The organism is Muricoccus radiodurans (genome assembly GCF_050154705.1).
Taxonomy (GTDB): domain Bacteria; phylum Pseudomonadota; class Alphaproteobacteria; order Acetobacterales; family Acetobacteraceae; genus Roseomonas; species Roseomonas radiodurans.
In genome coordinates this window covers 14,433-26,495 of record NZ_CP189563.1, presented here as the reverse complement: position 1 = coordinate 26,495, position 12,063 = coordinate 14,433, and the positions used below count along the sequence as shown (strand labels likewise).

At 66.6% G+C, this 12,063-nt stretch carries 11 protein-coding genes; 4 read left to right on the top strand and 7 right to left on the bottom strand.

Annotated elements, in window-relative coordinates:
- Positions 1-90: 90 nt before the first annotated feature.
- A complete protein-coding gene (locus ACP6CK_RS29580; RefSeq protein ID WP_426960268.1) occupies positions 91-657 on the bottom strand; it encodes a recombinase family protein in 567 nt (188 codons plus the stop codon).
- 1,101 nt (positions 658-1,758) lie between these two features.
- On the opposite strand from ACP6CK_RS29580, the gene ACP6CK_RS29575 reads away from it, so the two are divergent.
- The gene (locus tag ACP6CK_RS29575; RefSeq protein WP_426960300.1) at positions 1,759-2,361 is read left to right on the top strand and encodes an HD domain-containing protein; all 603 of its coding nucleotides are present in this window, start codon (positions 1,759-1,761) and stop codon (positions 2,359-2,361) included.
- Positions 2,362-2,696: 335 nt separating this feature from the next.
- Positions 2,697-4,163 (top strand): hypothetical protein, encoded by a 1,467-nt coding sequence (locus ACP6CK_RS29570; protein ID WP_426960267.1) that lies wholly within the window; start codon positions 2,697-2,699, stop codon positions 4,161-4,163.
- Positions 4,164-4,318: 155 nt separating this feature from the next.
- Here the strand turns inward: ACP6CK_RS29570 and ACP6CK_RS29565 are convergent, their stop codons facing one another.
- The 3 genes from ACP6CK_RS29565 to ACP6CK_RS29555 form a co-directional block, all read right to left on the bottom strand.
- The gene (locus tag ACP6CK_RS29565) at positions 4,319-4,786 is read right to left on the bottom strand and encodes a DUF1376 domain-containing protein (RefSeq protein ID WP_426960265.1); all 468 of its coding nucleotides are present in this window, start codon (positions 4,784-4,786) and stop codon (positions 4,319-4,321) included.
- Positions 4,787-4,975: 189 nt separating this feature from the next.
- Positions 4,976-5,269 carry a hypothetical protein gene (locus tag ACP6CK_RS29560; protein ID WP_426960264.1) on the bottom strand — a complete coding sequence of 98 codons (294 nt, stop codon included), beginning with the start codon at positions 5,267-5,269 and terminating at the stop codon, positions 4,976-4,978.
- A gap of 11 nt (positions 5,270-5,280) precedes the next feature.
- Entirely contained in the window at positions 5,281-6,312 is a 1,032-nt protein-coding gene (locus ACP6CK_RS29555) for a DNA/RNA non-specific endonuclease (RefSeq protein ID WP_426960262.1), read from the bottom strand.
- A 143-nt stretch (positions 6,313-6,455) separates the two neighbouring features.
- Here ACP6CK_RS29555 and dinB point away from each other — a divergent pair, with 143 nt between their 5' ends.
- Positions 6,456-7,535, top strand: coding sequence for a DNA polymerase IV (dinB, locus tag ACP6CK_RS29550; RefSeq protein WP_426960298.1), 1,080 nt, complete (start codon positions 6,456-6,458; stop codon positions 7,533-7,535).
- Here the strand turns inward: dinB and ACP6CK_RS29545 are convergent.
- From ACP6CK_RS29545 to ACP6CK_RS29535, 3 genes are all read right to left on the bottom strand, one after another.
- Complete coding sequence (locus ACP6CK_RS29545; RefSeq protein ID WP_426960260.1) at positions 7,532-8,632, bottom strand: IS630 family transposase; 1,101 nt, start codon at positions 8,630-8,632, stop codon at positions 7,532-7,534. The two genes, dinB and ACP6CK_RS29545, sit on opposite strands and share 4 nt — an antisense overlap.
- A gap of 319 nt (positions 8,633-8,951) precedes the next feature.
- The gene (locus ACP6CK_RS29540; RefSeq protein WP_426960259.1) at positions 8,952-9,503 is read right to left on the bottom strand and encodes a transposase; all 552 of its coding nucleotides are present in this window, start codon (positions 9,501-9,503) and stop codon (positions 8,952-8,954) included.
- A 14-nt stretch (positions 9,504-9,517) separates the two neighbouring features.
- Complete coding sequence (locus ACP6CK_RS29535; RefSeq protein ID WP_426960258.1) at positions 9,518-9,694, bottom strand: hypothetical protein; 177 nt, start codon at positions 9,692-9,694, stop codon at positions 9,518-9,520.
- A gap of 1,607 nt (positions 9,695-11,301) precedes the next feature.
- On the opposite strand from ACP6CK_RS29535, the gene ACP6CK_RS29530 reads away from it, so the two are divergent.
- A complete protein-coding gene (locus tag ACP6CK_RS29530) occupies positions 11,302-12,063 on the top strand; it encodes a hypothetical protein (RefSeq protein ID WP_426960257.1) in 762 nt (253 codons plus the stop codon).

Here is a 12,063-nt window from a genome sequence, read left to right as displayed (position 1 = left end):
CAACCTGTCCTTGCGGGCAATCCGGCCGGACATTGGTAAGAAGTACCATCAGGCGTCCGCCCCACGCTCACCCGCGGCGGCGCGCCGACGTTAACGAGGTGAGTTCGCCGTCAGGGAAAGCTCCCGATACAGGGTCGAGCGGCCAAGACCGACCTGGCGCGCCGCCTTGCTGGGCGACAAGCCTCCCCGGATCAGGGTCTTCGCGGCCTGGAGCTTCTCCGGATCCAGGGGGCGACGGCCCGGCTTTCTGCCTTCAGCCCTCGCGGCCGCGATGCCGTCCCGCGTCCGTTCGGCGATCAAGCGCCGCTCGAAGTGGGCGATGGCTCCGAAGACGTGGAACACCAGCTCGCCGGCTGCCGAGCCGGTGTCGATCCGCTCCTCCAGGCTGAGCAGGGCGATCCCGCGGTCCTTCAGCGACGTCACCACGGCCAACAGCTCTCCCAATGATCGGCCGAGGCGGTCCAGGCGAACGACCGCCAGGGTGTCGCCGGTGCGGGCATAGGCCAGGAGCTCGATCAGGCCGGGCCGATCCATCGTCCGGCCGGACCGGACGTCCGTGAAAATCTTCGCCGCACCGGCCTGCTGGAGGCGCAACTCCTGGCCGCTGACGTCCTGGTCACCCGTGGATACGCGCGCGTAGCCCAGGATCTCACCCATGTGTCCCTCAACTGCTCGGTTTGTGGACTCTCCCGGAACGCCGTCGGCTGCCCCGAAAAGCCGTCCAGGAACTCCGTCCCGAATCGGCAGATCGTCCACAGAACTGCGGGACCTTTTCGGGACGCCCACCCCCCGATGGCGCTGGGTCATTCATTCCGCGACAGGTCAACCCGCACGGATCGGGTGGCAGAAGTCAGGAGGGATCCCGCAAGCAGACGCCGGGAAATGGTCCCCCGAAGCTCGCCTGCTCCCCAACCGGCATGAAGTTTCACTCCTTCATCTCGTCTCACGGAGGGGTCCCGGCGTCTCATCTAAAAGGCCCTGCGACGCCATGCCGGCACAGCAATCTGGCCCATTCCACAGGGGTTTTCCTTGATCTTCCTCCTGTCTCACGACTGATGAGATGAGATATTTCGATATCGGATTGTCTCAAGTCATCTCACCGTGCCCAGCCCGGCCGTGGCTCCTTCTGCACCACCCACCGAGATGTCGCCTGGAGGCAAGCGTGGGGCCCACGCCTTCGGGACAGGGGCATCGATGGGGCATTCGCTCTCTGGCGTCGCCGCGCGTCGGAGGGCGGCGCGATGGCCAATCCCCCCGGCGACAGATTTCCGGTAGCGGCCCCCACCGGTGCACGTTTGGACGACCCGCCCGACGTATCTCGACGCCACCTGAGGGGGTGCCTCCTTGCCGGAGGAGACGTACAGCGCCAATATCGTCGCGGCCCCTCCAGGAAACGTCTTCGGGACGAGCCGGCTCTGGCGCTCCAGAGCGAGTTCCGCCCCGTGCCTGTCTCCTTCGCCCTGATCCTTGGTCCCTGCTGCTCCAGCAATCAGGGAAGCGGCAGCGGCCCCGCACAGCGGGTCGACCGAAGAAGCGGACGACACGGTGATCCGGCGCTTGGTGGATTGCGAATAGCTGGCTGACCCTTCCGCTCCTTCGACGACCACCGTTCCAGTGACGAGCCCGACGCATCGCGTGGCGGCCAGAGGTGTCGATTGGATGCCGTTCTCCATTCGCGGGCCAATTTGAACTCCGCGGGGTCGCCTTTGGAACCCCCTCCCTCCCGGCGAAGCTCCCTGACAACCCTCCACTGAAAGGATCCCTTCACTGGACAAGTTCAACACCGATCTTCTGGCCGAAGCCTCCTCTTACGCCATCGCCGCCCACGCGGGGCAGGTGCGGAAAGGGACCACCATCCCCTATGCCGCCCACCTGCTGGCGGTCTGTGCCCTCGTCCTTGAGCACGGGGGTGACAGCGAGCAGGCCGCGGCGGCCCTGCTGCACGACGTGGTCGAGGACTGCGGTGCCGGTCACCGTCAGGCCATCGCCGAACGCTTTGGCCCCCGCGTCGCGATGATTGTGGAGGCGTGCACCGACGCCGACGTCCTGCCGAAGCCGCCCTGGCGGGCGCGGAAGGAGGCCTACCTGGCCCACCTTGCCGAAGCGCCCTCGGATGCACTGCTCGTGTCCCTCGCCGACAAGGTGCACAACGCCCGCGCCATCGTCGGTGACCTCCGGGCCGAGGGCATGAGCGTGTTCGACCGGTTCCGTGGGGGCGTCGACGGCACCGTCTGGTATTACACCGCGCTGGCCGAAGCCTTCAGTCGCCTGCTGCCCGGTCGCCTGTCGGAGACGCTCGCTTCCGAAGTCCGGCTCATGGCGTCCATCGTTCGGGACACCCGCTCAGTGACAGTGGCCTGAGCAGACACCAGGGGCCACCTCCGCAACGCCTCTCTGACCAGCAGGCGCTTAACGACCGCAACCAACAGGGCAAGCACATCCTCTCTGATGGTCCTATGGGGTGCTCGCGTAACCCACAGCGGCATTCCTTCTGGGCGGCCAGGACTATCTTCCATTCGTTTTGATGTCGTGACGGACGCCCGGAGCCCCCATGGACTTTATTCCCAGGATTTCCTACTGTCGGAGCCCCATCAGAGCGTCGATGTCGGCGCCGAGCCCCACCTGCTCCCGGCGCGACCACCCAAGCGGTCCAGGGCGGGAAGAGGGGTAGAGAGAGGCCCTACGGGAAACAATAGTTGTTCGTCTCGCCCGAGCCGTCGCAAGCGCCGTCCCCCGGACCTCCCTGGACGGCGACGGCCTTCCCCTCCCCTCCTGACCGCCTGGGCGAGGAGTGGTGCGAGAGCGCGAAATACCTGTCCCTGTGCCTGCAGGCGCGCGGCCCAGCCGCCCTGGCGCTGGTGGAGGACCTCGCCGGACGGGTGTCGCGGTGGGAGCAAGGATACCGGAAGAACGAGCGCCGGGCCGGTGGCACGAAGGCTCTCCACCGCGCGATCGGCGGCGTGGCCGGGGGCGTCCTGGAGGCCTGGGACCGTGCCGACGGGGCGCGCGCCAGCTGGCGCAGCGGTCAGACAAAAAAGTTCACCGGCGCGGCGGTGGGCCGGCGCCTCTTCGCCACCGTCACAGACGCACTCCTGGCGCTCGGGCTGCTGGCCCGGCGACGTGGCTATCACCCCCCTGCGGAGGCGAGCTTCGTCGCGACGGAGGAGCCGACGGGGCGGTCGGCGCGGTACTGGCCGACGCCAGCGCTCCTCGAGCTGGCGCTCTCGCACGGCCTGCGGCCGGGCCGTGTCGCGGGGGAGTTCGCGTACGTGCCGCCCCCGGTGGTGCCGCGCCTGGGAGGTCCCGTCGTGCTCCGCCGTCTGCGCGACCGGGTCCTGTCACGCGGGCCGGCACGGATCCGCATGGTGGCGGATCTTCGGGATCCGGAGGCCGCCACGATGGCGGAGGAGGTCGAGGCGCAGAACCTCCTCGCCGACCGGATCGGGGTGTCGGGCTACCCGAAGCTCCGGTGGTCTCGGCTGTTCCTCAGCGCGTGGCCGCTGCACGGCCGGTGGTACGGGGGCACCGGCGACGGCGCCTACTGGAACATGCCCGCGGCACGGCGTGCCGAGCTCCTGATCGGCGGGCAGCCCGTCGTGGAGCTGGATGCCAGCGCCTCCCACCTGACGATCGTCGAGGGGCGCGCCCGGATGGCGGGATGGGGTGCCAGGTGCCCGATGGCGGCCTCTCCTGGCGAGGGGAAAGCCGATCGGTACGAGCGCCTGGGCTACCCGAGGGCCGTGGGCAAGCAGTGGGTGGTGCAACTGCTGGGACAGGGGCGTCCGCCCCGGAGTTGGTCCGCCAGCGCCCCACCGGAGGTGAGGGCCCATCGCCCCACTCAGGTGCGGGATACCGTACTGCGGCAGCATCCCTACCTGCGGGACCCGACCTGGATCCTGCCGGACGGCCTGGCGGAGAAGGTCGGCGCACCGCCCGAGCACCTCGTCGCCCACCACGTCGCGGCCCTGGAGGCGGAGGCGATCACGCTGGCGATGCGGTCGCTGCGGGAGGAGGGCATCCTGGCCCTGCCGGTGCACGACTCGCTCATCGTCCCGCGGGAGGCCGAGGCACTGACCCGCCGGGCGATGGCGAGGGGCTACGAACAGGTGTGCGGCCTCAGCCCGGAGATCCGATGCAAGGTTGCCGCGCTGTCATCTCGCTAACTCTGCCCGTTCAACGGCGGTGGAATGCGAGAGCCCTCTCCCACCGGCAGCTCCGAGTAGCCGACTGAAACGTTTCAGTAAGCGTTACCGGAAACGTTTCCAGCGTTTCCCCGGCGTTTCCAAGACGTTTCCCGCAACGTTTCCTGCGTTGCAGGTCACGTTGCCGGAGCGTTGCTGGCCCGGTCACCGGTCAGCTTCTGATAGGCTTGGCGCAGTTCCTTCATGGGAATGTCGGAGGAAACCTTCTGGCCCGCGGCCCGAAGAGCGTCCCTCATGACCGCCCGTTCCGCGCGGTGGCGCTGAACGCGCTGATGTTCGACGCTGGACCTTTCCCGCTGGTTCAACCGCTCGGCGTGAGCGGCCAGAGCGAGTTCCGCGATCATTGGGTGGTAGAGGCGGCCGTCCGAACACTTGAGCCATCCGTGGAGGGCACGTTGCTTGCGTTCGGCCCAATCCTCGTGCGCCCCGGACAAGACGGCCAGTATGCGGTCGTCGGCTGGAAGGCTCGCGGCGGGCACCTGCAGCCAGGACCTCATCCAGAGGCTGAACGCGGCTTTGAATTCGTCGCCTTCGGACAAGGCCCAGAAGTTGCTGTTGAGGAGGCGGCCCACGTCGAATGGCATATCAGGCACGTCGCGGAGGTCGCAGTCCGGCGGGGTGAGCGGCGCAGGGAGGCCTGTCGTCCCCGGACGTGGGCGGGGAGCCGGCTTCTGCTTCTCTGTGGCCTTCGTCATCGACTGAAGTGCACCCTCATCTTTCTGAGCCCCTGGCAGTCTAATGCGGCCTGACCCGACTTTCTCCTGGGCTCGTGGTCAGCCGAACGGGTTCGGGACCCGCTCCGCGCTCACTCCTTTGTCCACGGATTCGGGCAAGCGGTCCCCCTCCCCCTCCATCACGCTGATTGCAGCGGTCAGCAAGGTCTGGAGGTGTCGGGCCGCCCGGAGCCCCTTCCGGTCGCGAGTGATGTCGAGGGAGCCATAGATCGACACCCGGTCGGTCCGGTTCTCCACGGTCAGGTCGCCGACGGAGACCAATGTGGCCTCGTCCGCGAAGGGCGTGATCTTCCCCGGACCCCTCTCCTCCGTCTTCTCTCGGCTCTCCGGCATCATCCGCTCCCTCAGCGCCGCCCCAGCACCCGGACCAGGAGTGCGATCATCACCACCGCAAAGAGGCCCGCGATGACGAGGGTTGCCGTGCTCCAGCCCTTCGGGCGGGCCTCCTGCCCAGGCGGGGAGGACGGAGGCGCGGGCGCCGGGTTCGTCGTGCGGTCGCGTGCCCGGCCCATCGGCTCTGCACTCGCCACCTCCCCCTGCCCCGCGCAGGCGCCCCGGACGTTGTTGGGCCGCGGCTCGGGCAGAGAGAGCAGCCGATCCCGGGCGGCGGCCGGAATGCCGGGGAAGACATCGATCCCGGCGGCCTCGCGCAGCTCGGTGAGGCTCACCGCCCGCCAGGCCGTCCCCGGCCCGTTCGGGGCCAGGTAGGCGGCCGCCATCCCACGGCCGGGAACGTAGACGGCCTTGTAGAGGGAGGTCGGCACCAGCACGCGCCCGCCGATCCGCTCGAGGGTCTCGCCGGCGAAGACCGGGCCCGTCACGACGAAGAGCTCGCCTTCCTCCACGGCGAGGCGGCGGACGGAGGTCTCGATCCCCTCCCAGAGGCAGCGGTTCGAGGCGGGGTGCTGCGGCACCATGTTCGCCAGCGAGAAGCTCTCGGCCATGGAGGAGGGGGTGGCCATGTCGCCCGAGGGAGCCATGTGGCCCCGGTCGAAGCCGGAGCGGGCATAGTCGGAGAGCCGGGCCCGCTCCTCCTCGGGCAGGCGGTCCTCGTCGTGGAAAGAGCCCTCGCGCCGGACCTCGCGTGCCCCCGCCATGCGGGCACGGGTGAGGTGCTCGGCGACGGCGAGCGGGGTGCGCGAGACGCCGCTGTGCAGGATCGCGAAGCCCTCGAAGCAGAGCTCGCGGACGCGGGCGGCCAGGGCGGGCCGGATGATCTCCGGCGCGCTGCCGGTCGCGAAATGCTCGGGGCAGGCGGTCGGGGCAGCGCCGGCCGGTGCAGAGGTGAGAAGGCTGCCGAGGACCAGCGCGAGGCAGAGAGCGGGGTAGACCCGGCGCCGGGCGGCCGGCCCGAGCGTCACGATCCGGACGCTCACCACCGCCTCCCCAAGGCTACGGCGGTGGCAAGGGTTGTCCGCTGCCGGGACTGAGGCCGGGCCAGGCCGTGGTAGGCTGCACCCTCCATCAAGCCCCCTCCCCTCCCGTGGCCCCGCCGACCCGCAAGATCATCCACGTCGACATGGATGCGTTCTACGCCTCCGTCGAGCAGCGGGACGACCCCGGGCTGCGCGGCCTGCCCCTGGCCGTGGGCGGCTCGGCCGAGCGCGGCGTGGTCGCGGCCGCGAGCTACGAGGCCCGGCGCTTCGGCGTGCGGTCGGCGATGCCCTCCCGGACCGCGCGCCGGCTCTGCCCCGATCTCGTCTTCGTGGCACCGCGGTTCGAGGTCTACCGGGCCGTATCGCGCCAGATCCGGGCCGTGTTCGAGGAGTACACCCACCTAGTCGAGCCGCTCTCGCTCGACGAGGCCTATCTGGACGTGACGGAGAACCGGAAGGGCATCCCCACAGCCGTGCGGGTCGCAACCGAGATCCGGGCGAGGATCCTGGAGGAGACCGGGCTGACCGCCTCGGCCGGGGTGTCCTACAACAAGTTCCTCGCGAAGCTCGCGTCGGACCAGCGAAAGCCCAATGGGCAGTTCGTCATCACGCCGGAGATGGGCCCGGCCTTCGTCGAGACCCTGCCCGTGTCGCGCTTCCACGGCATCGGCCCCGCGACCGCGGCGAAGATGGAGCGCCTGGGTATCCGGACCGGGGCGGACCTGCGGGAGAGATCGCTCGCGGATCTCACGGCACAGTTCGGCAAAGCGGGCGCGCACTTCCATGCCATCGCACGAGGCCAGGACGACCGGCCGGTGCTCTCCGACCGGCCGCGGAAATCGTACGGGAGCGAGACCACCTACATCCGGGATCTCTCCACGCCGGCGGAGGTGGAGACGTCCATCTCGTTGCTCGCCGGCGAGGTCTGGAACTGGTGCGAGGCGAACGGCAGCTTCGGCCGGAGCGTGACGGTGAAGCTGCGCTACGCCGACTTCCGGACCCTAACCCGGAGCCGGACGGCAGGGACGCCCGTCACCGCGCGCGAAGAGCTTGTTGCGACGTCTCTGTCGCTTGTTCGTGGGCTGTTTCCATTGGAGTGGGGTGTCCGGCTGCTCGGGGTGACCCTGTCGGGTTTCGAAGCAAGGCAGCAGCCCCAGGCTGACGGACAGACCACGTTCGACTTCGCGCCGCCATCCCGGCAGATCTGCCAACAGATCCGCTAGTGTCCTGATTCCGTAGTCCTTCCGATCTGCTGGGTACGGATGCAGAAGCGCTGGATGCTGGCGAGGATGTCGTCGGCGGACTTGGTCCAGCGGAAGGGCCTTGGCGCGGCGTTACGGGCGTCGATGAAGGCGCAGATGTCGGCCTCGAGCCTGGCGGTGGAATGGTGGACGCCGCGCCGGATCTGCTTCTCGGTGAGGTTGGCGAAGAAGCGTTCGACTTGGTTGATCCAGGACGCACCTGTGGGCGTGAAGTGGACGTGCCAGCGGGGACGTTTGGCGAGCCAGTCACGGACCGGCTGGGTCTTGTGAGTGGCGTAGTTGTCCATCACCAGATGGACATCAAGGTCGGCGGGCACGGCGGCCTCGACTTGATCGAGAAACCTGCGGAACTCGCTTGAGCGGTGCTTCGGGTAGCAGCGCCCGATGACGGCACCGGTGGCAATGTCCAGCGCTGCGAAGAGGGATGTCGTGCCGTGGCGGGTATAGTCATGCGTGCGACGCTCGACCTGGCCAGGGCGCATCGGCAGCAAGGGCTGGGTGCGGTCGAGGGCCTGGATCTGCGATTTCTCGTCGACGCAGAGCACGAGTGCGCGTTCGGGCGGGGCCATGTAGAGGCCGACAATGTCGCGCACCTTCTCGACAAAGAGCGGGTCGGTCGAGAGCTTGAAGGTCTCGCTTCGGTGCGGCTGTAGTCCGAAGGCGCGCCAGATGCGATGGATAGTGGAAGGCGCGTAGCCGACGGCGGCCGCCATTGAACGCAGCGACCAGTGGGTCGCGCCCTGCGGCGTGGTCTCAAGCGTCCGGCGAATGGTATCGGCGATCTCGTCATCACCGATTTTGCGGGGCGTGCCCGGCCTCGGCTCATCGAGCAGCCCATCCAGCCGGTGCTCGGCGAAGCGCCGCCGCCACTTGGAAACCGTGTTGGCATCCGCGTCCACCTCGGCGCAGATCGCCTTGTTTTCCTGTCCCGCCGCCGCAGCCAGCACGATCCGCGCCCGTCGGGCCATCGCCTGACCCGTTTTGTGGGCCCGGGCCAGTGACTCCAAGTCCCGCCGCTCGGCGTCACTCAGCACAATCGACACCGCAGGCCTGCCCATAACCGCTCTCTACGATCATCCTCATGATCGTAGGAACTTCGCGATCAGGACACTAGTCTGCATAGCGCCCACAGCAGCCGAAAGATGCCCGGGATCTCCGTCCGGAAGCGGACGTGGCTGGGCCCAAAGTGCATCTCCGATCCCTGAAAGACAGAAGACAGGTTCCGAACTGCATTATCCACAATCCTGAGTGCGGCGGCTCGATCGTGGAGGGCGTCTCCAGCGGTTTGCCGGCGGAGGTGAACGGGGCCGTGAGGCGCCCTGCACTTGGCCTTGCTCCCCACAAGCGTTCAGAACGGCCCTTGCTTTGTTGAAAGGCTTACGCGGTTTCGGCGAGAAGCATGAGGTTGTGGGTGAGGGCGCGGAGGACGAGTTCGCGGTTCTGGGACGCGGTGTTGCGGGCGGTGAGAGCTGAGCCGAGGCGTCGCTTGTGCTGGCTGAAGCCGCTCTCGATGTGCCAGCGCTGGTGGTAGAGGGGCTTGGGGAAGCGGTGGCGCATCGCCCGTCGGTACGGGGCCTTGGGCCAGCGGCGCCCTGTGTTGCGGCAGTTGAGGTGGATCACTGTCTGCCGGACGCCCAGTTCCTCACGGCAGAGGCGGTGGTTGTGCTCGGCGTCGTAGCCCGCGTCCCCGAGGACGGTGTCAATCGCAACCAGCCCGGCGGCCTGACGCATGGCGGGTGTGAAGTCCGGCGAGTCCTGGCTCGGGCCGACGCCAGGCACGGCGCGGAAAATCAGGTGCGAGTGGGTGTGGAGCACGGCCGTCAGCTTGGGCCAGGCGCGCTGCCGGTGGCCCTTTCCCTTGGCCCGTCGCTGGCCGAAGTGAGCGCTGACATGCCGGGTCTCAAGCCCAGTCGCGTCCACTGCGACCACCGGCGTGGTATCAATCAGGCCCTCGCGGCGGGCGCATCGAACCACGGCAGCCTGGACGCCGATGAAAGCCCCATGGCCTCGGCGTCCGCCAAGATCCGGCGGGATGCATGGGCCAGCGTCGAATAGTGAGGCACCTTCGCCAGCCCGAGGGTGCGCCGGAGTTCGCCCCACTCGGCGACCGTGATCACCACGCCCCGGTAGTCCGTCCGCAGGAACTGCCGGAGTACCAGAAGCGCGAAGAGCTGCGGCTGGGTGTGGTCCTTGCGCGAGTACGGGCTGGCTTAATCCGGCAGTGCCGCCCGGCCTGCCACCAGGGCCTCCCGCGCCACCCGCACCGCCGACTTCGACATACTCCTCATCATCACCTCTCGATCCGCTCCGAAAGGCCTCCCAACCCGCTACCGCACAGCAAGGTTTCAACAGAGCAAACGGCCCTCTGTCGGAAACGCGCCTTGCCCCTTGTGTATCGCCTCCTCAAGCATCGCAGCATGTCTGACGCGGACAACTGCTGCGCCAATTGCTCCGCCAGGACCGCAGCAGCGCGTAGAAAAAGATCGCTCCTCATCGGATCGCCGCTACCGGATTAAGATTCCACTTGCATTTGTGCGGGCATCCACACGTGGGGCGGGCCACGCGCAAGAATCTCTTTCGGCTCCAATGCCCGACTGTTACGCTGCTTGGCAGCACCAAAACCGAAGAGAGGGAACTCGTGCGACATGCTGCATGCCTTGCAATTGGCGTAGGAGACGCCCCCCCGCTTGACTACCTGCGTGGTGCCGTCAACGGCGCGCGAGCACTGGCAAACTGGGCCCGGGAGCACGAATACTTTACAACCCTCCTGACAGATGAGGAGGAGCCCGTCGAGCGTAGCGAAGTCCGGTCTGCGCTGGAAGAGCTCCTGATACGAGGACCGCAAACGTTAGTCGTCTATTTTGCAGGCCATGGACTTTCAAAGGGGGCTGGCGAGGATCTCTGGCTGCTTTCACGCTGGCGCGCTGAAGACCGGGCTGTCTCGGTGACTGGTCTGCGTCACCGCCTGGATTGGTACGGCCTCAAACGCCTCATACTCGTGTCCGACGCTTGTCGCTCACCGGTCAATGCTGAGACGCAGAACATCGAGGGAGACTCGCTGCTGATGCGCGGGCCTTTTGAGGAGGACCCGCCACAACTCGACCTATGGCAAGCATCTTCACGAGCTCGGGCAGCATGGATGGTGTCCGGTTCGGATCCCGAGCACGCACGATGCATATTCTCCGGTCTTCTAACCGAGGCGCTCGCCGGGGCTCACAGCGCAGCTTTCGATACACGAGTCGCCAACGCAATCACGAACCACAGTCTCGCCGATTTTCTAGAGGCAGAAGTTCCCAGGATGGCTCAACGCTACAATGTACCGCTCAAGCCTGTTATAACGACCTCAATTAGACCCCCCAGTAACTGCTACCGCGATGCGCTCCCCCCGACTGCGCCGCTGCTTGCTCCGTGGCCTGACCCAACGACCACGATCACCGCGGGTATGAGCATAGCGGTACGCAGCATGCGGCTGGAACCAGAGAATGGAGCATCCTGGACGACAAGGCCGAAGCACAAACGCGTCGTCTTCGGGCACATAGCTCGAAGCCGGCAGGTCGGCCGTAGATCTCTCGAAGCTCTCGAGCATGCTGAGGACGCAGCGATCGAGCATGCGACAATCAATTTCCACAAAGAGCAGAGACCAGATCACTTCGAAACCGGAGCCGGAGTCGTCATCTCCGGCGCTGTCGTACGCTCTATCCGCATAGCGGGCCCGGGAAAGGCAGAGTTGATTGAAGACGGCCGAATTGTGAGGCTCGCCCCGGCAAATCCAGGTTCCACCTCTCGGTTTTGGAACCAGTGGGGTCGTCTCGTTTTACCATTGCCGCTATGGATCGAACTTGATACCGGAGCTTGGGTCGCGTCTGCCGCACTGCCGGATTTCGTTCTAAGGATTGCTGCTGGCGACAACGGTGCGGATGCGATGTTTTATCAGTCGATGTTTGATCCAGTAGTGTCGACCTCGGCTAAATTCATGGCAGAAATGCGCGTTAGAGGTCTCGCTGGCGAGCAGGTACCAGAGGTGGTCCAAGCTCTACGGGCGTCCAAACATGCAGACCCTATGCTCGGCGTGCTCGCCGCATGGCTACATTACGGGGTTGGAGATCTCTCGAATATTTACAGAACCGCTTACTATTTTAGTCAGCAAAATCAGCCCATTCCATTTGACGTCGCACTCCTCGGTCGCCTTCCTGCAGCAGTTCAAGCTAGCGGCGAGGTAAGCTTGTTAATCCCAGCGGTTGATGAAGCTGACGGAATGCGATCGCTTCCCCTCTACATGCGTGGAGCTACTCCGCACGCAGTTGGTGTGCTCGGTGGTTCGGTTCCTTTCCTTCGACAGGGCTGGAAACTCCTCAAACCTGAGGGCGCGCCTGGTCTTTACCCACCGGCTCTAGCTGAGTTAGCCGACTACCTTTTGCCGAGCCCATTCACAACACTGAGCGCCGAAGGTGGCGTGAAGCTGGCGAAGCTCGCCTTGGAAGGATTCTGA